Annotated in this window: 21 protein-coding genes; 10 read left to right on the forward strand and 11 right to left on the reverse strand. The window is 37.4% G+C overall.

Annotated features, from left to right (window positions below; genetic code table 11):
* Positions 1-127: 127 nt before the first annotated feature.
* On the reverse strand, positions 128-1,492 hold the full coding sequence (locus tag J3U00_RS03890) for a hypothetical protein (protein ID WP_267331630.1): 1,365 nt from the start codon (positions 1,490-1,492) through the stop codon (positions 128-130).
* Positions 1,493-2,152: 660 nt separating this feature from the next.
* Between J3U00_RS03890 and J3U00_RS03895 the strand changes: the two genes are divergently transcribed.
* From J3U00_RS03895 to J3U00_RS03905, 3 genes are read left to right on the forward strand one after another with little or no spacing between them, the layout of a single operon-like run.
* Positions 2,153-2,509 (forward strand): ArsC family reductase, encoded by a 357-nt coding sequence (locus J3U00_RS03895; protein WP_267331631.1) that lies wholly within the window; start codon positions 2,153-2,155, stop codon positions 2,507-2,509.
* Positions 2,510-2,522: 13 nt separating this feature from the next.
* Positions 2,523-3,650 carry a succinyl-diaminopimelate desuccinylase gene (gene dapE, locus J3U00_RS03900; RefSeq protein ID WP_220225888.1) on the forward strand — a complete coding sequence of 376 codons (1,128 nt, stop codon included), beginning with the start codon at positions 2,523-2,525 and terminating at the stop codon, positions 3,648-3,650.
* A 48-nt stretch (positions 3,651-3,698) separates the two neighbouring features.
* On the forward strand, positions 3,699-3,884 hold the full coding sequence (locus tag J3U00_RS03905; protein WP_065563328.1) for a YpfN family protein: 186 nt from the start codon (positions 3,699-3,701) through the stop codon (positions 3,882-3,884).
* A 1-nt stretch (position 3,885) separates the two neighbouring features.
* Here the strand turns inward: J3U00_RS03905 and cysZ are convergent, their stop codons facing one another.
* From cysZ to J3U00_RS03940, 7 genes are all read right to left on the reverse strand, one after another.
* A complete protein-coding gene (gene cysZ / locus J3U00_RS03910) occupies positions 3,886-4,671 on the reverse strand; it encodes a sulfate transporter CysZ (RefSeq protein WP_267331632.1) in 786 nt (261 codons plus the stop codon).
* A gap of 105 nt (positions 4,672-4,776) precedes the next feature.
* The gene (locus tag J3U00_RS03915; protein WP_267331633.1) at positions 4,777-6,642 is read right to left on the reverse strand and encodes a tRNA(Met) cytidine acetyltransferase TmcA domain-containing protein; all 1,866 of its coding nucleotides are present in this window, start codon (positions 6,640-6,642) and stop codon (positions 4,777-4,779) included.
* A gap of 3 nt (positions 6,643-6,645) precedes the next feature.
* Entirely contained in the window at positions 6,646-7,101 is a 456-nt protein-coding gene (locus J3U00_RS03920) for a DUF441 domain-containing protein (RefSeq protein ID WP_065563331.1), read from the reverse strand.
* A complete protein-coding gene (purC, locus tag J3U00_RS03925; protein WP_065733895.1) occupies positions 7,101-7,811 on the reverse strand; it encodes a phosphoribosylaminoimidazolesuccinocarboxamide synthase in 711 nt (236 codons plus the stop codon). Before purC ends, J3U00_RS03920 begins: the two co-directional genes overlap by 1 nt.
* Positions 7,812-8,049: 238 nt before the next feature.
* On the reverse strand, positions 8,050-8,799 hold the full coding sequence (gene bamC, locus J3U00_RS03930) for an outer membrane protein assembly factor BamC (protein ID WP_267331634.1): 750 nt from the start codon (positions 8,797-8,799) through the stop codon (positions 8,050-8,052).
* A gap of 34 nt (positions 8,800-8,833) precedes the next feature.
* A complete protein-coding gene (gene dapA, locus J3U00_RS03935) occupies positions 8,834-9,712 on the reverse strand; it encodes a 4-hydroxy-tetrahydrodipicolinate synthase (RefSeq protein ID WP_065563334.1) in 879 nt (292 codons plus the stop codon).
* A gap of 96 nt (positions 9,713-9,808) precedes the next feature.
* The gene (locus J3U00_RS03940) at positions 9,809-10,567 is read right to left on the reverse strand and encodes a Nif3-like dinuclear metal center hexameric protein (protein ID WP_267331635.1); all 759 of its coding nucleotides are present in this window, start codon (positions 10,565-10,567) and stop codon (positions 9,809-9,811) included.
* Between the two features lie 434 nt (positions 10,568-11,001).
* On the opposite strand from J3U00_RS03940, the gene J3U00_RS03945 reads away from it, so the two are divergent.
* Both J3U00_RS03945 and rnt read left to right on the forward strand, forming a co-directional pair.
* Positions 11,002-11,754 carry a tetratricopeptide repeat protein gene (locus J3U00_RS03945; RefSeq protein WP_267331636.1) on the forward strand — a complete coding sequence of 251 codons (753 nt, stop codon included), beginning with the start codon at positions 11,002-11,004 and terminating at the stop codon, positions 11,752-11,754.
* A gap of 108 nt (positions 11,755-11,862) precedes the next feature.
* On the forward strand, positions 11,863-12,510 hold the full coding sequence (gene rnt / locus J3U00_RS03950; protein WP_416379883.1) for a ribonuclease T: 648 nt from the start codon (positions 11,863-11,865) through the stop codon (positions 12,508-12,510).
* 46 nt (positions 12,511-12,556) lie between these two features.
* On the opposite strand, the gene J3U00_RS03955 is transcribed toward rnt, so the two are convergent.
* Entirely contained in the window at positions 12,557-12,886 is a 330-nt protein-coding gene (locus tag J3U00_RS03955) for a Grx4 family monothiol glutaredoxin (protein WP_065563338.1), read from the reverse strand.
* A gap of 647 nt (positions 12,887-13,533) precedes the next feature.
* Between J3U00_RS03955 and J3U00_RS03960 the strand changes: the two genes are divergently transcribed.
* From J3U00_RS03960 to J3U00_RS03980, 5 genes are read left to right on the forward strand one after another with little or no spacing between them, the layout of a single operon-like run.
* Entirely contained in the window at positions 13,534-14,709 is a 1,176-nt protein-coding gene (locus J3U00_RS03960; RefSeq protein ID WP_267331638.1) for a pyridoxal phosphate-dependent aminotransferase, read from the forward strand.
* A complete protein-coding gene (locus J3U00_RS03965) occupies positions 14,694-15,506 on the forward strand; it encodes a MetQ/NlpA family ABC transporter substrate-binding protein (protein ID WP_065733890.1) in 813 nt (270 codons plus the stop codon). The genes J3U00_RS03960 and J3U00_RS03965 overlap by 16 nt, the downstream gene beginning before the upstream one ends.
* A gap of 2 nt (positions 15,507-15,508) precedes the next feature.
* Entirely contained in the window at positions 15,509-16,522 is a 1,014-nt protein-coding gene (locus J3U00_RS03970) for a methionine ABC transporter ATP-binding protein (RefSeq protein WP_220225878.1), read from the forward strand.
* Positions 16,522-17,193, forward strand: coding sequence for a methionine ABC transporter permease (locus tag J3U00_RS03975; RefSeq protein WP_065562588.1), 672 nt, complete (start codon positions 16,522-16,524; stop codon positions 17,191-17,193). Before J3U00_RS03970 ends, J3U00_RS03975 begins: the two co-directional genes overlap by 1 nt.
* A 13-nt stretch (positions 17,194-17,206) precedes the next feature.
* Positions 17,207-18,559: an FAD-binding oxidoreductase gene (locus J3U00_RS03980; RefSeq protein ID WP_267331639.1), complete on the forward strand. Its 1,353-nt coding sequence runs from the start codon at positions 17,207-17,209 to the stop codon at positions 18,557-18,559.
* Positions 18,560-18,674: 115 nt separating this feature from the next.
* Here the strand turns inward: J3U00_RS03980 and J3U00_RS03985 are convergent, their stop codons facing one another.
* Together J3U00_RS03985 and clpB are read right to left on the reverse strand one after the other, a co-directional pair.
* Positions 18,675-19,472: a Cof-type HAD-IIB family hydrolase gene (locus J3U00_RS03985; RefSeq protein ID WP_220225876.1), complete on the reverse strand. Its 798-nt coding sequence runs from the start codon at positions 19,470-19,472 to the stop codon at positions 18,675-18,677.
* A 454-nt stretch (positions 19,473-19,926) separates the two neighbouring features.
* Positions 19,927-22,497 (reverse strand): ATP-dependent chaperone ClpB, encoded by a 2,571-nt coding sequence (gene clpB / locus J3U00_RS03990; RefSeq protein WP_065733886.1) that lies wholly within the window; start codon positions 22,495-22,497, stop codon positions 19,927-19,929.
* Between the last annotated feature and the right edge of the window lie 35 nt (positions 22,498-22,532).

A 22,532-nucleotide genomic window follows, 5' to 3' on the forward strand; every position in this document is an offset into this window, starting at 1 on the left:
CAACATTGCAAAGTGGAATTTTAAACGCTGAAATTACTACTGCTCAAAAAATCCCCCCCGGTTGAGGGATGATGATGTACGGGGGGGCTAAACCACAAAATCGCTTTTTATCGCACGATGGATGATACTAAGGTAAAGTGCAAAGCCCTCCCAATTCAACAACAATTTCAACAAAACTCGAATTTTCAAAAGAAAGCACACCCCAATCTATACCGCCACTATAAGGATGAACGACGAACCAACTGTTCAAATCTTTTACATCACTGGTCCAGTAATATCTGGCGTCAATAAAGTTGGCTTGTTCATATTCGGGTAGCTGACCCCACTCCGCAATAAAGCTGGCACCAACAATACTATGCTGATAATGATTACCAGATGATGAAGGTTGAGCACCCGTAATTTCATCATGTTTTGCATTAGTTAAATCTTTAACCGTAGGCATACGATAACCAATACTATTACACCAGGACTCCATACTAGGATAGGAGTAATAGTCTTTACCTCGGTTGACAAACCATTGTTTTAACGTAAAACCATATTTAACGATAGCTTTACCACTACTATCTCGACCAACTAACTCGAATGTCTGAGGCAAAGTAGGCTTAGTAATAGGACCAGGATTGCTGGAATTCCATTGGGATTCAGTTGCAACAGGGCCAGTTAAGGTAACCCGTACGCCTGTCGCTGTAGAATTGCTCATAGTCGCCGTGATACCACCTCGCGAGACAGGAGACCAAGACAATGCTTGTTTATTACCAGCAAGGCGTAAATTAAAGGACATGTTGTTAGCACCTGTAGTCGGAAAGTTCTTATCATATGATTCAGTTGAATGAGCAAGAAAACCATAGTTAGCGTCCCACGTCGAAGTATAAGGAGGATAATATAAAAAACCCTTCATATTTTCTGGTTCAGCAAAACAAACCTTTGGCTTAGTATTATTAGGGTTAGGAGTAACATAATAAAACACACGCTTTGCATTGAAAGTACTACTACGAGGAACCCCATAACGTGTCGATAATGTATTATTAGTGTTGTATAATTCAATCTCATAAGGTGCTCTACAAATCTCTGGCACAGTACTACGTGAATATCTTCTACTATAACGGCGCCCTGAATCTCTGATATATAAAATTAAATAACCTGTAGCAGTAGCTTCAGTATCTCCATCATCATCCCCCAAATAATTATAAGGAGGACCGATAAGAGCACTTAAATCGACTAAATCGGGGGATTTAGTATCAGTAGGAAAGAACATGCCTATATCAGAAAAACTTTGACCAGCAACAGGCAACACGATTGGATTTTCAGGAGATGAAGTATTAGTTGAAGGCGTGTATTGCACACCATTTGATAAAGTAATACTAAGCAGACTATCAGTATCAACCGCTCGCGTGCGACCACCATCGAAAGTCAAATACGGCGCATTACCGTGAATCACATTTGAGGTTTTAGAGGTTAATGCATGGCTGGTAAAAGAAAGTAAAACAGCCATACCTAAAAAAATCTGCCGGAATAAATTAGATCGAAAAGAGGATCGCAAGAAGGATCTAAAGTAGGATCGAAAAAAAGATCGCGCGAAAATTTGCAAAATTTCGCATAATTGCGTGAAAAAATAAACTTTGGTGAAAAATAAACGCTGGGAGCTTAACTTTGACGAATTTAAATTAGAGGTTGGCCAAGTTGCCTGTTGCCTGTTGCCTGTTGAGAATTATAGAACATCTGCGACAATCCTGTCAAGTATATTTTTGATTTATTTACTGTTTTGTTTGAATTTTAGCCATCCAGCTAAAACGCTAAAAGAGTATAGTTACTGGAAAAACACGATGCAATACTTTTTTTATTTTGGATCGTTAATTTTCGTAAAGAAGATCGCAAGAAAGGTCTTGAAAGGATCGACTATCTATTGTTTTAATTAAAATCATCTTCCTTACAAACCTTTAAAAAACTATAATTAAGATCCTAAAAAAATTTACCTGAGTGATGAGTAATTTTGATAATTTGATAATTTTTAATCGAAATTTGGAACCTCAAAAACCCCGCTCCTCAACTTTTTTATCAAAAAATCATCCATTTTATAAAACCCGCTTTCCCTTTGTTTGCTGTTTTTTAGCTGTTATAATCAATTTATCTTTTCTTTTTAGGGCAAATAGTTATGTATATTATTTATGGGATTAAGAATTGTGATACCATGAAAAAAGCGTTTACTTGGCTCAATGATCATCAAGTTAGTTACCAATTTCATAATTACAAAACCGATGGCTTGTCGGCTGAGTTGTTAAGTGATTTATTAAAACTTGTTGATTGGCAGAGTTTGTTAAATACTCGTGGTACGACTTGGCGTAAGCTTGACGAGACAGTACGTAATCAAGTTGATAATCAAGATGCCGCTATCAAGATTATGTTAGCTAATCCTTCTATTTTAAAGCGTCCACTACTTGTTGATGGTAAGCGAGCTTTGTTGGGATTTTCTAACGAGAGCTATTCGCAATTTGTTAAACCTAAATCATAAGATCGAGATCACCATGACTGAACCTGTTATTGCACTAACCAAAGCATTGATTGCTGAAAGATCAATAAGCCCCGATGATAAAAACTGCCAGCAGATGATTATCGATCGTCTAAAGCCGTTAGGCTTTGTGATTGAAGAGGTAAATATTGGTAAGACGAAAAACCTTTGGGCCTACCATGGCAGTGGTAAAACCTTGATGTTTGCCGGTCATACTGATGTGGTGCCAGCTGGTGATGAGAGTAAGTGGTGTTACCCGCCTTTTGAGCCAACTATTGATGAAAACGGTGTTTTGTATGGTCGTGGCGCAGCCGATATGAAAAGTGGCGTAGCGGCTATGGTTTGTGCCGCTGAGACGTTTGTTAAAAAATATCCTGACCATACTGGTCGGATCGCGTTTTTGCTGACTTCCGATGAGGAAGCAGATGCAACCGATGGCACGGTAAAAGTGGTTGATTTGCTGATTAAACGTCAAGAACAGATCGATTACTGTATTGTTGGTGAGCCTTCAAGTGATAGTGTGCTTGGCGATCAGATTAAGAATGGGCGTCGTGGCTCTTTGACAGCCAATTTAGTGGTACATGGTATTCAGGGACATGTTGCTTATCCTCATCTTGCTGATAATCCGGTGCATAAATTTGCGCCCGCTTTGAATGAACTGGTAACGACGGTTTGGGATAATGGTAATGAATATTTTCCACAAACGACAATGCAAATAGCCAATATTAATGGTGGAACCGGCGCTGAAAATGTAGTTCCTGGTGATTTGTCAGTGCAATTTAATTTTCGTTATAGTAGTGAGTTAACCGATGAGATGATTAAAGCAAAAGTCGAGGCAATTTTGCAAAAACATCATTTAAACTATACGTTAAATTGGCGTTTGTCCGGCCATCCATTTTTAACACCACAAGGCGAGCTAACTGATGCAGCAGCAAGTGCAATTAAGGCCTTTACACAAATTGATACCAAGTTATCAACCAGTGGCGGAACATCCGACGGGCGTTTTATTGCTAAGTTAGGTTGTCAGGTGATTGAGCTTGGTGTGTTAAATAAAACTATTCATAAAGTGAATGAAAATGTAAATTGCCAAGATGTCATTACATTACAAGCTATCTATATCGATATTTTAGAAAAGTTACTATAGATTTTAATATGAGATCATGCTTTGTGCTAAAAACTCAAGGGGATTTAAATGGAGTGGCTTAAAGATTATTGGTGGGTGATTCTTATTATTTTGGTGGGGATCTTTATTAATACAATTAAAGCACTGAATAAACTAAGCTATAAGCACTATTTAGAAAAAAAGAAAGGGATAAAACCTATCCCTTATTCTGATGATGAGGACGACGATTGGCCAAGTCGTCCTAAACAAAAATAAATTATCGAAAGTCCTGACTTTTACTTGCAAAAATAGCTTGGTGACGATAGCGATCAACCCACATCGCTGTCGCGCCACAAACCGCAATTGGCATAATAATTAAATTCAATAATGGCACCATGGTAAAGAAGCTGATTAACATACCAAATAGCAGATTGTCAGCGCGATCTTGTCTTAATAATTGGCGCATACGCTCAAAAGAGATTTTGTGGTTATCAAAGGCGTAATCCGCATATTGGATGTTAATCTGCCAAGCAGTAAATAAAAACCACACTATCGGAGTAACCGATTGCCCTATGATGGGAATCAAGTAGGTTAGCAATATCGGAATCGCCCATAATAAATAATAGCCAAATTTTTGTAGCTCGCGCTTTAAGATGCGAGGTAAGTCTTTTATTAAACTCAACCAAGAGGTATCAGGCGCAGGTACACCGGTGAGCTGTGCTTCTACCTGTTCGGCCAGCAGACCATTGAAAGGCGCAGCTATAACGTTGGTTATCGTACTGAAAAAATAACAAAATAAAATTGTTAAAGTTAAAATGACAATAGCACTAATGATGTAGCCCAACCAGTGCAACCAACTTGGCATAAATGATAAGCCCCAATCCACCATGCCAGTGATTGAAACAAAAAACCAATAAAATAGCGCTGACATAATAATGATATTAGCCAGCAACGGTAAAAATACAAAGCGTTTTAAACCAGGACTAAATGCTAAAGACCAGCCTTGGAAAAAGTATTCTATACCTGATTTAGAATTGGAATGTTGTGATTTATTTTCTAACACAATAGGATCCTTTTATTTAAAATCGGCGTCATTTTAAACGTAGTTTTAATCTGACGGCAACTGACTTTTCATTTTTTGATCGTAAATTAGCTGATCTTTATTTGGTCAGTTTGATAATTTTTCAAGCCATGTTTTTACTTCTTGTTTGATAGCTTGGATCATCTCATTTCGACTTGGTAGTTTATTTATCGATTCACTACTTTGTAATAATAGTGAAGGTATTTTACCATTTGTTGCCTGTTTTAGACGACACAGTGCCGGATAAGTTGCTTCAAACGGTCGATAATAATTACAAAATCCTTGCAGATCCTGAAGATCTTGATGAGTTAATGCCTGCTGATCATCAATGGTGATGAGTTGACTGAACGGTAAATCGATAATGGCATTAAGCCAATAGCTATTACGCCTTAAATTTTCCGCTAAACGTTGGCTTAGTTCATAACCTTGCTGAGTGATGGGTTTGATTGCCATCATTGAATAACTACCAGAATTGGCTTGTTTATGGCTGGCAATATGGACTAAGGTAAAGCCACAATTATGCCAAAATTGATAATTAACAGCGCTGTAAGCAAAACTGACAGAGACAAAATCGTTGTGATTTTTCATTGCTTGTTGATAGATATGTTCGACCAACTTCAGGGCAATATGTTGACGTCGATAAGGCTCTATAACCGCAATACGGTTAATTCTGACCGATTTTAGTTTTGCCGCTAGTTTATCACCAGCATGTGCAACCAATGATTGCGCGACAAGATTGCCTTTTGGTCGGCGTGTGCCTTTCCAAACGGCATCGATTAAGTCATCAGTCAAATTACCTTCATCAATCGTAATTGCGCCAGCAATAAGTTGATCACCTTTTTTGGCCTGCCAAACAGCTAAGTTTTGTGCATCAAATAGTCGTCTTAAATCAACCAAGGTTGTTTGATAATGAGCCGTTTTTAATAAATTGTAGATAGACTTAAGTAGGTCGATATCTGTTCTTTCGTTAAGAGAATAGACGGTAGCTTGCTCATTGGTTTGCGATTTTATGACGCCATTAAGCAATAAGTTATCGCAAAGTTGTTCGAGTTGATCGTTATCTTGCCAACGAATAGGCGAATTAAGATAAAATCGCTGGCAAATTTGCCTGTCCAGTAATTTTAATAAAAACCCCTGCCCTGTTCCTTCGTAACCTTCTACCGTTGTGATCAATAGGATTTTAGTCGATGGTGACAGCTTTAGCAGTTGCTCCAACATTGGCAATGGTATCATCGCCGCTTCATCAATGATCAACCACTCAGGAAATGGATGATCAACCATTTCAATTAGTTGATCTGGCGCATAAAACGGTGTTCCTGGTTTAGCAAACTGAAAAAAAGTCGTTAGCGCACTTTTATTCGGTGCTGTTACCCAGCATTCATGATAATGAGTAAATTGCCCAGCTAATGCTGATTTACCGCGCCCTCGTTTAGCTATTAAGATATTTAAACGACTATTGCTTTTTAGGAGTTGGTTTAGCACTAACTGTTGCTCGGTTAAATCCTTTTGCCCATCATCTTGCTGCGTAAACTCTGGTGGCTTTTCTGTGGCAAATTTTGATAAGGTTTGTTGTAAATGTTGAACAAAATTGGGCACACGAATCGGCTTTGTAGATTCATTCCAACGCAAACTATCTTGGTCCACCCAATTGGTCAAATCATCGGGCAGTAATAAAATTAGCACACTACCTTTGATTAAAGTGCCGGCTAGCATCGCAAAAGCATCTAAATTAAAACCTTCGGTGGAATCGAAAATAGCATGTTTAAACTCTTTGCCAAGTAATGATTTGGTTTGATTGGGATGAATATGATGGCTAATCGCTTCGGGCAAATCTGTTTTTGTGGTAACTGTAAGCCAATCGCCCGGGTGCTGTTGAATAATAGCGCTGACTTGATTAAATAATTGGGGATGCGAACCGTTTAACACCCATAGCTTTCTGGTGCTATTAATCATTGATTAACTTTTTCCAATCAATAAGGATAAAATTCCTGCTGCAATCAATGGACCAACCGGTATCCCTTTGAAAAAGGCAACACCAATAAGTGTACCAATAATTAAGCCATTAATTATAGTTGGATGAGCACCAATTAAGGATATGCCACGCGTGCCTAACCATGAGACTAATATGCCAACTAAAATAGCCAGTAACGATTGCCAGGTGGTGAATGATTTTACAATATCGGTAATTTTTAACGAGCCATCCGCTAAGGGAACCATCATAGCCGCCGTTAAAATGACAATGCCAATGGTTAATCCATATTGATTTAAGAACGGAAAATAGGTTGCTAGCGGTGTTAATTTGAATAACAACAGTAGCAATACTGCAAAGGTCACTGTGTTATTATGCGTGATATAACACAGTGCAGCTAAACCTAATAATAAAAAAAAGGAGATATCAAATTGGGCAAACATTAAAGTGGAACACCAATACGTTTGGCTACCTCTTCGTAGGCCTCAATCACACCACCTAAACCTTGACGGAAGCGATCTTTATCCATTTTTTTCAAGGTCTCTTTTTCCCATAAACGGCAACCATCTGGTGAAAACTCATCGCCTAATGTGATTTCGCCATGAAATAGACCAAACTCTAATTTGTAATCAACTAAAATTAATCCGGCTTTATCAAAAAGCTCCGTTAGCACGGTATTGATTTTAAAGCTAAGTTCCTTCATCGTTGCTAACTGCTCATCCGTTGCCCAGCCAAATGCTTTACAGTGTGACTCATTGACCATAGGGTCATGCAGAGCATCATTTTTTAAGAAAAGTTCAAATGTTGGAGGATTAAGGATTTTGCCTTCTTCAACGCCTAAACGTTTTACTAATGAACCAGCAGCTCGATTACGAACGACGCACTCAACTGGCACCATATCAAGTTTTTTAACTAAAACTTCATTATCTGATAATAGGGCTTCAACTTGAGTTGGAATACCTGCTTCACGTAACTTGGTCATAATAAAATAGTTAAATTTATTATTGACCATCCCCTTTCGATCTAACTGCTCAATGCGCAGTCCATCAAATGCCGAGGTGTCGTTACGAAATTCAAGGATTAATAGATCTGGGTTGTCAGTAGTGTAAACCGTTTTTGCTTTACCACGATAAAGCTCAGCCAACTTTTTCATGTTTATAACCTTATATCAAATTGCCAATAAATAATTAAGGAGCTATTCGCCCCTTAATTTCAAATCAAGTACCTTGCCGTTATAAGTGTTAGCTATAAACCGTATTTATAAACTGTAGTCATAAACTGTATTTATAAACATTCATTTATATAGCAAAGGTAAGTTACTCCGCTATTGGGTTAAAATCGGCTTTACGCGGTTTTAACTCGTTTAGATGAAAGACTATCTGATCGTTAAATTAGCGATCATTTCTGATGCTATCTCTGATACTGTCTTTAAGATCTTCTTTCAGCTCTTTATTAGGATCTGATTCTTTTTCATCTGTTTTAACCGGCACAGTTCGTAGCGATTCAGGTGCGACATCATCCATTATTTGATTAAATAATCCAACTACATAACGCTGAACTTCGATCGGTTGTGACATAAGGTTTTCACCACTACGCGTTAATGAACTTAATACGATAGTGATAGTTTCTGTTGCGCCTAAATTATGGCGGGTAAAGACAAAAGAAGCCTCAACCGGTTGTTGTTCATCTTGGCGAGAAATAATTGCATTATTCGTTTTAATGGTTTTACTATCGCTTGAACTAACCAGTATATTTTGTTTATTTAACGTATTTGGAATACTATTCCATACACCATAACTTACTGGCACATTAAAGGTAACAGTGTTCTGTTCATGATGTACAAAAGATTCTGGGATAGTTGCAATAGCTAATGTTGGTGGACGAATATCAAGTTGTTTACCAACAGCACCATCAATTTTGTTGTTGTCCACATAAAAATCACCAGATTCAACTGGTACAGAAACACCTTCCGGAATAATTAACGCTTTTAAAGCGGGCGAATTGAGGTAATCTTCATTGCCATCAACCTCTCGTTTATAATTTTGATCGCTACTACATCCAACCATAAACATCGATGTAATAACCGATAAAACAGCTAGTTTTTTAAAGGCATTGCTTTTCAATTCAGTTTTATTCAACATAGATTTCTGCTTTTAAGTAAGGTTATAGTCAATTTTAAATTAATTTAGCATCTTTTAATGCTTGTTCAACTACAGGAATAGAAGCATCACTCAATGGCACTAATGGTAAACGTATAGTGCCGTTTGCCATTAAACCTAAACGAGTACATGCCCATTTTGCTGGCGTTGGGTTTGGTTCAATAAATAGATGAGTATGAAGACCCATTAAAGTATCGTTTAACGTGCGTGCTTGTTGGATTTGGTTATTAAATGCCAATTCACAAACGGTTGCAACTTGTTTCGCTGCTACGTTAGCGGTTACCGAGATAACACCATCACCACCTAAAATGATAAAGTCTAAGAAAGTCGCATCATCACCACTTAATAGCTTAAAATCTTCGCCAACTAATTTACGAGTTTTGTAAACGCGAGACAGATCACCCGTTGCATCTTTTAACGCAACAATGTTTTTAATTTTAGCTAATCGACCGACAGTTTCTGGTTTAATGTCACTACAAGTACGACCAGGAACATTATAAATAATTTGAGGTAATGGAGAACTTTCTGCAATAGCTTTGAAGTGTTGGTATAAACCTTCTTGCGTTGGTTTATTGTAGTAAGGCGCTACCGTTAAGCAACCAACTACACCGATATTTTCAACTTGACGAGTTAATTCGATCGCTTCTTTGGTGGCATTTGAACCTGTGCCAGCAATAATATCAATTCGACCATCTGCATAATCAATAGTGCGTTTAATAACATCAATGTGCTCATGATGATCAAGCGTTGCTGATTCGCCAGTAGTTCCTACTGATACAATAGCAGATGTGCCATTTTCAATATGATATTCGACCATTTTTTTTAGGCTTACATGGTCCACATTTCCTTTCGTATCCATTGGAGTAACAAGTGCGACCAGACTTCCTGTAAACATAAAGCGACCTCTCATATTCTGTGTTTATAAAACAACTTAAAGATTAAAAAAACTGCGAATAAGTATGCGATATTTCTTATTTAAATTCAACTTTTGTTATGCAGGATTATCAATATCGATAAAAATAGTTTCTAAGCCATGGTTAGTCGATAACCATTCTCCTAATGTTTTTATACCATATCGCTCTGTGGCATGATGTCCGCAAGCATAAAAATTGATACCGTATTCACGGGCAATGTGAATGGTTCGTTCCGATACTTCTCCAGTAAAAAAAGCATCAAAGCCTTGCTGAGCGGCTGATTCAAGAAAATCTTGACCTCCACCACTACACCATGCAATTCGCTTAATCACTGCTGGGGCATTATCACCACAAAATAAAACTGAGTGGCGACCATTATGTAGCTTCTGTTCAAGTAGCTGTTTAAATTCAATTGCGGTTAATGGATTGGCTAACGTGCCTTTAAAAAGCAAATCGGTAATATCATCACGCGCATCAACCGTAATATCAAACATTTGCCCAAGCAACACATTATTACCCAATACTGGATGACCATCTAATGGAAGATGATAACTATATAAATTGATATCATGGCTAAGTAACGTCTTCATTCGATGATACTTAATGCCAGTAATCGTCTCTGGCTCATTTTTCCAAAAATAGCCATGATGAACAAGAATCGCATCAGCATTTAACTCGACCGCTTTATCTAACAATAACTGACAAGCCGTTACCCCTGTCACAATTTTGTTAATTTCCGGACGACCTTGAACTTGCAAACCATTTGGCGCATAGTCACGATATCGTGTCACTTGCAGATGTGTATCAATGATGTGTTGAAGTTCGAAATTATGCACAATGCCCCTCGCTACGTAATACTAAACATCAATCTAAAACTGATTTATCGAACGATGTTTTTTTAACCATTTTGTCAGGCGCTGATTATAGACGCTTTCTTAAAATATCTCACCTAATATTATATTGACCAACCAAATTGCCCCATCCATTTCATACTACGCGTTTTAACTTTTAGACTAAAAATACCTTATCTTAATTTTTATCAATTCTAAAAAATAGTATAAATGCGCTGTTAATAGTGCAATTTATCATGCGAAATGGCTGATTTTTAATGTCTATATTGAGTCAAAATGATAAAAAAATGATTATATCGGGCACAAAAAAGAGAAAGGTCTTACACGCTGTTTTTTAGTTCAAAAATTAAGCATAACTATTTATTTAAACAAATTATTATGATAAATTTTTACTTTTAGAAAAATCCTAAGGATGTATTATGCCTATAGCTGGAATAGTAATAAGCACAATTATTGCATTATTTTTTGCTGTTCATGCAGTAAAAAATGGTCAAGATCAAAAATGGCTTTATATTCTATTTATTTTCCCGTTTTTAGGTAGTGTTGTCTATTTTTTTGCCATTTACCTTCCTGATATCCGCACAAGCCACTTGGGTTACCATCTTGAATCCAAATTGCGAAAAGCACTCGATCCACAGCGAGAACTACGTGAAGCACAGAAAAATTATGATTTATCACCCACTGTTGATGCACAATTAAGCTTAGCCAAAGCACTGGTCGATAGCAATCGTGCTAATGAAGCTTTGCCTTTCTATGAAAAAGCATTAACAGGCATTTATCAAACGGCACCAGATATATTGTTGCTATACGCTAATGCTCTTTATGAAGATAAACAATTTGCTAAAGCAAAACAAACACTTGATTATCTAAGAGAAAAAAATCCAGATTATTATAGTGATGAAGGTCACTTACTTTACACTAAAATCTTGGTTTCGTTGGATGATAAAGCTCAAGCAAACCAAGAGTTTGCTTCACTAATTAGTTACTACCCAAATTTAGAAGCCATTTCCTACTATTTACAAACATTAATCAAATGGCATCAAATTAACCAAGCGAAAGACGTACTACAAACTATTGAACAACGCTTAAGACATATGCCTAAACATTCTAAACGAATTAATTCACAATGGATTAAAGAGATTGAACAATCAAAAAAACAATTAACAGATTGATTTATCGGATTTAAGCAATGATTAAATCAATGCTTAAAAGCTAATGTAATTCAGTTAAAACTAGGCGAAAAAAGTAAAAACTGGCATAATACCTCTCATTTTAGATAGATAAGACTAACTATTGTGCCAAAACTTTGTGAACGCTTTCGAGGATTTTATCCCGTGGTTATCGATATAGAAACCTCCGGATTTGATCCAAAACTCAATGCTATTTTAGAAATCGCAGCCATTACACTTAAAATGACAGATGACGGCTGGCTCGAGCCTGATAAAACATTGCAATTTAATGTCAATCCCTTTGCCAATGCTATTTTAGAGCCAACAGCGTTAGCTTTTAACGGCATTGATCCCAATAATCCGTTACGAGGCGCGGTTGATGAGAAAGAGGCAATTGAGGCAATCTTTAAATTAGTTCGCACCGGAATCAAAGCCAATGACTGTACCCGTGCTGTAATAGTGGCACATAATGCGCATTTTGATCACAGTTTTTTGATGACTGCGGCTGAAAGAGCGGGTATTAAACGCAACCCTTTCCACCCTTTTGCGACTTTTGATACGGCATCACTTTGTGGTTTAGTCTTTGGGCAAACAGTTCTGGCTAAAGCCTGCGAAACGGCAAATATCCCGTTCGATCATAAACAAGCACATTCAGCTCTTTATGATACCGAAAAGACTGCTATTTTATTTTGTGAAATCGTTAACCGTTTTAAACGATTAGGTGGCTGGCCTTTAGTCGAGTCGAAAACAGAACAATAGTCAAAATATAAAAAAAGAGAGCTTAGCGCTCTCTTTCTCAACATTATTAATCGTTTTTATGATTTTCTGCCGTCTCTTTGATCAAGGTTTGCAGTTCACCTGTTTGAAACATCTCTAACATAATATCACAACCACCAATCAACTCCCCTTCAACCCAAAGTTGTGGAAAGGTTGGCCAGTTAGCAAATTTTGGCAATTCAGCACGAATATCTGGATTTTGTAGAATATCAACATACGCAAACGGCACACCACATTGCGATAACACCTGCACAGCTTGAGCTGAAAAACCACAACTTGGCAATTTTGGCGAACCTTTCATATAAAGAATAATCGGATTTTCGGCAATTTGGCGTTTAATCTTATCAAGCGTTGTCAATTCGGTTGTCATTAGGTTTATCCTTTAATTTGCGATAAAAAATAAAGTTAGTTATTTTAACGTAGAAAGTTAACTAGGTTATATAGATTTCAGCTTTCACTCTAATAGATAAATTAGATATTTCAGATTGAGGGGGATTTTTAATAAAAATGATAATTCAAAAACCCCGCTCCTCAACTTTTTAAGAAACGGGATATTATCTGCACTGAATAAACGGACTGGTATTGATTGATTCGAAAATTTTATTTTATAAACTGCCTACTCGGCATAAACCATACTTCAAAGTCTAGCGACTCGATAATATCCTTTATAAACTGCCTACTCGGCATAAACCTAGAACAAGACATACTATAATCGTTGTTTGCAAAAAGGCAAAGGGCATTTGGAGTTTTAAAAACCCTTTTTTTTAATATCTTTTTAACGTTATGATTTTTAATTATTTTATTTTTTGATTAAAAAAAGGGTTATAAAAATAATATTTTTTGGGGATTAAAAAACCCCGCTCCTCAAATTTTTTTAAATCTAGTCGCTATTTTCGACTGCGTTATAAGAAAAAAGTATAACTATATATAAATATATTATTTAACCGTCATAGAAAGATTTTATATTATAATCTCCGACTTCATAATTTTAATATATAAAAAACAATGCATAAACTAGCCAATCGACTCGATCACTTTTCCGATTCGGTTATCCGTCGGATGACTCGGATCGCTAATCAATATCAAGCTATCAATTTGTCACAGGGGTTTCCAGATTTTGATCCGCCGAAACCTTTAATCGATGCGTTAAAACAAGCTGCCGATTGTGGTCCTCATCAATATGAGATCACTTGGGGATCAGCTGAGTTTCGGCGTCTGTTAGCTAAAAAGCAACAAAAGTTAATGCAAATTGATATCAACCCAGACGAAAACGTGTTGGTAACTTGTGGTAGCACCGAGGCGATGATGTGTGCGGTAATGACGGTTTGTAATCCAAAAGATAAAGTTATTATCTTTTCGCCGTTTTATGAGAATTACGGAGCGGACGCCATTCTTTCTGATGCCACCCCAATTTATGTGCCTTTGATCCCGCCGACATTTGAATTTGATAAACAGCAACTTCGTGAAGCGTTTGAGCAAGGCGCTAAGGCGCTGATTTTATGTAATCCTAGCAATCCTTGTGGCAAGGTATTTACTAAGGATGAGCTTGATTATATCAGTCAATTGGCGATTGAGTTTGATGCTTACATTATTACCGATGAAGTATATGAGCATATGGTTTACGCTCCGCATAAGCATCTTTATTTGGCAAGTTTTCCAAATATGAAAGAGCGGACTATTTGTTGTAGCTCGTTGTCGAAAACCTATTCGATAACCGGTTGGCGCCTTGGTTATATTATTGCTGATAAAAGGATTATAGATGGTTGTAAGATGATCCATGATTTTCTTACCGTTGGCGCTGCTGCCCCACTACAAAAAGCAGCTTGTGCAGGGTTAGCTTTAGGGGATGATTATTATCAACAATTGACCGAAACTTACACCGCTAAGCGCCGTTTATTTTTGAACGGATTAGATGAGTTAGGCCTTGCTTATTATGAGCCTCAAGGTGCGTATTATGTTTTAGTGGATATTTCGGCGTTTAATCCATTTAAAACCGATTTTGAATTTTGCGAATGGTTAATTAAAGAAGTCGGCGTAGCGGCTGTACCGGGGTCGGCCTTTTTTAAACATCCTGAATATCGTTATATTCGTTTCCATTTTGCTAAACAAGAACCAACGCTGATTGCAGCTTTAGAAAGATTATCCAAACTTAAGGAAAAATTATTATGTTTAAAAAATTAATTGTGGCAAGTTTAGTCATTTTAACTTCAGTATTAACTGGTTGTGATAATGCTAAAAAAGAGAATCAAATTACTGTTGGTGTTGCAGCTGGTCCTTATGGCGACATGTTTAAACAAGCTATTGCGCCTGGATTAGAAAAGAAAGGTTACCATATCGAAATTCGTGAATTTAGCGATTATGTTCAACCAAACTTAGCATTAGCAAATAGAGATATTGATGTTAATTTATTTCAACATTTAACTTATCTTAATAATTTTAAGCAAGCGCGTAATTTAGATATTATGGCGATTGGTTTTGTACCAACAGCTGGCGCGGGAATTTATTCAAATAAAATTACTGACTTTTCGCAATTAAAACAAGGCGATCAAGTGACTATTTCAAGTGATGTGACTAACGAAGCTCGCGCGTTACGCATTTTAGAAGCAGCTGGGTTGATTAAGCTTGATCCAAATGTGGATAAAAACAATTTAACCCCTAAAAACATTATCGAAAACCGTTATGGTTTAGAGATTGTACCAATTGAAGCACCACAAACTCCACGTTCGCTTGACAATGTTGCGTTATCAGTAGTTAATGGTAATTATGCAATTGGTGCGGGTTTAGATCTTTCTAAGGCGCTTTATCATGAAGTGTTAGATAAAGATCATAAAAATGTTATTGCGATTCGCACTGAATCAAAAGATACATTAGGTAAAGACATTATCGACGTGCTTAAATCACCTGAGTTTGCTCAAGTCATTAATGATAAAAACGGTATTTTCTATACCTTCCAAAAACCTGATTATCAGTTATTTTAATTATGCAGACTTTAATTCAAGTAAAAGATGTTTCTGTAAGATTTAAAGCCAAAGATCAAGTTGTTGAAGCGGTTAAAAAGGTCTCGTTTGATGTCAATCAAGGCGAGATCTTCGGGATCATTGGTTCGAGCGGTGCGGGAAAAAGTACTTTAGTAAGGACGCTTAATCGGCTTGCTGAACCTTCGTCCGGGCAAGTTATTATTAATGGTGTTGATATACAAACCTTACGTGGGCGTGAATTGCAAGCGTTTCGTTTTCATGTTGGGATGATTTTTCAGAACTTTAATTTAGCATCATCAAAAACCGTTTATGAAAATATTGCTTTTGTGCTTAAAGCCGCGGGTAAAAAAGGCGATGCGGTTAAAAATAGAGTCAACGAATTGCTTGCTTTAGTTGGGTTAAGTGATAAAGCGAATGCCTACCCTGCTGAACTCAGTGGTGGGCAAAAGCAACGAGTCGGTATTGCCAGAGCACTGGCTAATGACGCCAAAATTTTGTTGTGTGATGAAGCCACCAGTGCTTTAGATCCAACCACTACCAGCGCGATTCTTGATTTGTTAAAACAGCTTAATCAAAAATTTGGTTTAACTATTGTTTTAATCACCCATGAAATTGATGTGGTTAAAAAAATCTGCCACCGAGTTGCAGTAATGTCACAAGGTGAAATTGTCGAAATGAATACCACGTTTAACCTTTTTGCCTGCCCTAAACAGCCATTCACACAAGAATTTCTTAATATCGATGAAAATACCCATTTGCCAGATATTATAAAGCAAAATGTAAAAGGAAAATTGGTCCGTTTGCGTTACATTAACGAAAACACTACCCAGCCAATTCTGTATCAATCAGCGATTGAAACCGGTGTGTCATTTAATATTTTGCATGGGTTTATTGAATATTTCGACAATCAAGCTTTAGGTAATTTGGTGATCGAGCTGATTGGTGAATCGACTAATATCCAAAATTTAATCACCAAATTGGCCGATCAAGAAGTTATTATTGAGGAAATAAACTAATGATTAAACTCACCATTAACGAAATAGCGCAAATGTTATGGAAAGCCGCTTACGAGACATTCATTATGGTAAGTTGGTCATTATTAGCTGGTTTGATCTTCGGCACATTAATCGGATTATTGCTGTTTTTAATGTCAAATCAATTCTTCTTTAAAAATAGAATCATTAACAGTATTGCGAATTTTATCGTCAATGCAACCCGTTCAATTCCATTTTTAATTCTGATGGTTACGGTGTTACCTTTAGGCGCGCTGTTGGTTGATACCGCAGTGGGTCCTAAAGCGGTAATTTTACCGCTTTCACTTGCCGCTATTGCATTTTATGCACGGTTAGCTGAAAACGCTTTTAGCCAAATTGATAAAGGCGTGATCGAAGCTGCGGTAGCAAGTGGTGCATCACATATGCGTATTATTTTTGGGATATTGTTTCCTGAGGCAATGGCGCAATTAATACGACACGCAACAGTTACCACAATTTCACTTATCAGCTTTAGCTCAATGGCTGGGGTTGTTGGTGGCGGTGGTATTGGTGATTTGGCGATCAGTTATGGTTATCAACGCTATGTAACCGAGGTGCTTATTTTGTGTATTGTTATTCTTATTTTTATTGTGATGGTGATTCAATACCTCGGTGACAAGTTAGCCAATCACTTTGATAGAAGCTATAAATAGTGGGTAATTTAGTATGAACAATCTTATCATTAAAGATTCAAAACGCATTGTTTTGGCAGATGCCATCCCACAATCCTACTTGACCGATGGTTTAAAGCTTAAATATGGGCAGGCTGATATATTAGTTTATCCTAAAACGACCGAAGAAGTAGCGGATGTGGTGAAATTTGCCAATGCCAATAATCTGAATATTACCACTCGCGGTGCTGGGACGAATTTAGTGGGTTCAACCATTCCTAATGGTGGCATTATTCTTGATTTATCATTGATGAATGAGATTGTTGAGTTAGACAAGGAAACTTTCACTATTACGGTACAGCCCGGCATTTTATTGCAGGATTTACAACAGTTTGTTGAGCAGTATGATCTTTTTTATCCACCTGATCCGGGTGCTAAAACCTCCACTATTGGCGGAAATATCAGTACTAATGCAGGAGGGATGCGTGCGGTAAAATATGGGGTCACTCGTGATTATGTGCAAGCACTTGAGGTGGTGATGGCAGATGGGAGTGTGTTAAATATTGGCAGTAAAAATGTTAAGGACAATACTGGGCTTACTTTGAAGCATCTGTTTATTGGCAGTGAAGGTACTTTAGGCATCATTACCCAATGTACGTTAAAACTGATCGCCAAGCCGAAAGTATCTCAAACATTTGTTGTTGGTTTTAATACTATTGAGCAGGCTATTGCCAGTATCACAACCATTTTACATACCCTAACGCCAACCGCGCTAGAGTTTGTGGAACGTAAAGTTGCACAATGGGGCGAGAAGTATTCAGGATTTCAATTCCCACTACCTCATAGCCAAGCTTATTTGATTATTATGCTTGATGGATTAGATCAACAATCCATCGAACAGCAACGAAAGCAATTATTAGTGAATTTAGGTGATTGTGACTATTTTGTTGCTGAAGATAGCAATCAGGCTAGTCAAATTTGGACGATTCGCGGTTCATTGGTGCGAGCGGTTGAGGCAGTGACCGAACAAGATCCGATTGATATTGTGGTTCCAATAAATCGTATTGCCGATTTTATTCACTTCACCAAACAGCTTGAAGCAAAAACCAAGGTACGCATGTTAGCCTTTGGTCACGCTGGTGATGGAAATATTCATCTGTGCATTTTGCGTGATGATCGTGATGATAAACAGTGGGATACCGATCTACAGCAAGTTCATCAAGCTCTTTATCAAAAATGCCTTGAACTTGGTGGATTACCTTCGGCAGAACATGGCATTGGTACAGCGAAAGTGAGCTATTATAATGATGCTATTCCCAAAGCCAATCGCCAACTTATGCACGCTATCAAGCAGCAGTTTGATCCGAAGAATTTACTCAATAATCAGGTTTATATGACTATGATTTAATCTGAGTAGTATTTTAATGATTGCTTTTAGATGAGATAAATCAGTGGCAAATTGAGAATAAATAAAGTTGAGGAGCGGGGTTTTTGAAGTCTTAAAAACCCCGCTCCTCAATTTTTTATTGAAGTGCTAACATAAGTTGTATTGTTGTCATTACTGCACTTTCATTATTTGAACCAGTAATAAATTTAGCTACTGCTTTAGTTTCGTCGAAAGCATTACGCATTGCGAAGCTGTAATTGGCTTGTTCGAGTAGTTCTATGTCGTTGAGCCCATCACCAAATGCCATTGTTTCCTGATAGGTAATATTTAAGATTTGTTGTAGTTTTTTGATGGTGTTGCCTTTGTGGACGTTGTGTTCAGTAATATCTATCCATGCGGCTTCTGATACGACGATGTAAACGTCATTATCATACGGTGTTAAATGCTTGCGTGTTTGTGGGCATTGTTCTTTTTCGTCATACACGGTAATTTTGATAAAGTCGTCAGCGACAGTTTTAAAATCATCCACTTCGATGATTGTTGCATACGATCCTCGGACTTTTTGTTTTAGGTGTGCAGGCAAATTAGATTTGATTATTGCACCTTTTGCAGTACATGCAATGATGACATGCTCTTGACTGGCTTGTTCAAGGGTTTTGATGATACGTTGACCAAGTTGATTTTCGATAAAAGAGCGATAGATAAATTCACCTTTATGTTTGATTGTGGTGGCACTATCGCCTACTATCCAAATTTTATCGAGATAATCGGCAAAGAGTTCTTCTACTCGTTCACACTGTTTTCCAGTACATGCAACAAATTGGACGTTTTGTTTTGCCATAAGGTCATAGACTTGAGTGAATAATGTTCGGTCATAGTCGCCTTGGCTATTTAAGAATGTTCCATCTAAATCAGTGATGATTAACTTGATCATATTTGCGTCCTTTAGAATGAATTAACTGGCTCTTTATTCATTTTGCCAAATTCTCTATAGAGAAACAATATGATAAAGCCGAAATAGAGATGAACATTTAATTCCATCTTTTTTATTAATTGAAAGGATTAAACCCAAAATATTACCAATTTTTATAGTCAATAAGGCGGTTATTTAGGTTATAAATTTAAGACAAGAATTTTTTCTAATTAGTTGAACTGTCAATTTTAAGTTTTAAGATTTTCTACAAAAAAGTCTGACAAGAAACTTTCAGGATTTTTATTTTCTAATTATTTCTGCAATTAACACCTCAAAAACCCAGCTCCTCAACTTTTTTTATTTAATTGAGATGTTCATGGCGGCAGTTTTAGTGATAAAAAAAGCCTGAAAATTTCTTTTCAGGCTTTTTGGCTTATTTATATTGTTGCCTATTCGACGCAATAAGTAAGTAACCTTATTGTTTTGCAACAATATTTCCATCATCTACGTCTAGATGAATCTTTTTACCAGGCACTAATTTACCCGATAAAATTTGTTGAGCTAGTGGGTTTTCAATCTCTTGCTGTATTGCACGTTTCAATGGTCTTGCACCATAAATTGGGTCGAAGCCAACTTTGGCAAGTTGTTCTAGTGCACTATCAGAGATATCCATTTCATATCCACGTTCTTCTAGGCGTTTTTCAACATGAGCGAGTTGTATTTTTGCAATTGCTTTGATGTTTTCTTGGCCTAGTGGGTGGAATACCACTGTTTCATCAATTCGGTTAATAAATTCCGGTCTGAAATGTTGGGTTACCACTGTCATAACTAAAGCTTTCATTTCGTCATAACTTAGTTCGACGTGACCTTGAATTAGGTCTGAACCTAAGTTAGATGTCATGATAATGACTGTGTTTCTAAAATCCACAGTTCTGCCTTGTCCATCAGTTAATCGGCCATCATCAAGCACTTGTAATAAAATATTAAATACATCTGGGTGCGCTTTTTCAACTTCATCAAGTAGGATGACGGAGTATGGTCGACGTCTTACTGCTTCAGTTAAATAGCCACCTTCTTCATAACCAACATATCCAGGAGGCGCACCAATTAATCGAGCCACGGAATGTTTTTCCATGAATTCGGACATGTCAATTCGAACCATTGCATCTTCACTGTCAAACATGAAGTTAGCTAAGGCTTTACAAAGTTCAGTTTTACCTACCCCTGTTGGTCCTAAAAATAGGAAGGATCCAATCGGTTTGTTAGGGTCAGATAGCCCTGCTCGACTGCGACGAATCGCATTAGCAACGGCAACAACCGCTTCGTCTTGACCGATTACACGTTTGTGTAAGGCTTCTTCCATGTGAAGTAGTTTATCTTTTTCGCTTTCAAGCATTCTTGATACAGGAATACCCGTTGCTTTAGATAGTACTTCGGCAATTTCGTTATCGGTGACTTTGTTACGCAATAACTTCATGGTTTTGCCTTCTAATTGCGTTGCAGAAGCCAGTTTCTTTTCTAACTCTGGAATTTTGCCATATTGTAATTCGGACATTTTGTTCAAGTCACCCATTCGGCGAGCTTGTTCTATCTCGGTACGCGCTTTTTCCAGCTCCGCCTTGATATTTTGAGTGCCCGAAAGTGCAGCCTTCTCTGACTTCCACTCTTCTTCAAGTGATGCATAATCCTTTTCTTTTTCAGCAAGTTCATCGTTTAACATCTCTAGTCGTTTTTTACTTGCATCGTCAGACTCTTTCTTGAGCGCTTGTTGTTCAAGTTTGAGTTGGATAATACGTCTTTCAAGTCGATCCAATGATTCTGGTTTTGAATCCATTTGCATACGGATGCTTGATGCTGCTTCGTCGATTAAGTCGATCGCTTTATCGGGTAACATTCGATCAGAGATGTAACGATGCGATAAAGTTGCAGCAGCGACAATGGCTGGATCAGTAATTTGTACGTGGTGATGCAGTTCATAGCGCTCTTTTAAGCCACGTAAGATTGCGATCGTGTCTTCAACTGTTGGTTCTGCTACATAGACTTTTTGGAATCGACGTTCTAATGCTGGATCTTTTTCTATGTATTGACGATATTCATCAAGTGTAGTTGCCCCTACGCAGTGTAGTTCACCTCGAGCTAATGCTGGTTTTAACATGTTTCCAGCATCCATCGCCCCGTCACTTTTACCTGCACCAACCATGGTGTGAATTTCATCAATAAATAAAATTATGCTGCCTTCCGCTTTGGCAATATCTTTTAATACCGCTTTTAAGCGTTCTTCAAATTCACCACGATATTTAGCACCAGCAATTAATGCCCCCATATCTAATGATAATACGCGTTTGTTGCGTAATCCTTCTGGTACTTCTCGGTTAACAATTCGTTGTGCAAGTCCTTCAACAATAGCGGTTTTACCAACACCTGGTTCACCAATGAGTACTGGGTTGTTTTTAGTTCTACGTTGTAATACTTGTATTGTGCGACGAATTTCTTCATCACGACCGATTACTGGGTCAAGTTTTCCTTGTTCTGCGCGTTCAGTTAGGTCAATGGTGTATTTTTTTAATGCACCACGTTGATCTTCAGCATTAGGATCGTTCACGTTATCACTTCCTCTCACTTGGTTAACAGCTTGGCTAAATTTTTCTTTAGTAACGCCTGCTTTTTTTAAGATATCTGCTAGGCTTCCTTTTTCATCTAATGCCGCTAATATAAATAGTTCAGACGAGATGTAGCTATCGCCATTTTTTTGGGATAATTTATCGCATAAATTTAAGATTTTAATAAATTCTTGTGATGGTATAACTTCACCACCGATACCTTGAACTTGTGGTAAGCGTTCGATTGCTTGATTTAGTTCTTGTTGTAATGTCGCAACATTCGCGCCTGAAGCAGCGAGTAATGGATTTATACTGCTTCCTTCTTGGTTTAACATGGCTGATAGCACATGTATAGGCTCTATGTATTGATTGTCCTTACCTAATGCTATTGATTGAGCATCAGCTAAAGCTTGTTGAAACTTGTTTGTGAGTTTATCTAACCTCATATTATTTATCTCCTAAGCAATAGATTTGGTTTAAA

Source organism: Gilliamella sp. B3127, from assembly GCF_026536935.1.
GTDB classification, from domain to species: Bacteria; Pseudomonadota; Gammaproteobacteria; order Enterobacterales; family Orbaceae; genus Gilliamella; species Gilliamella apicola_E.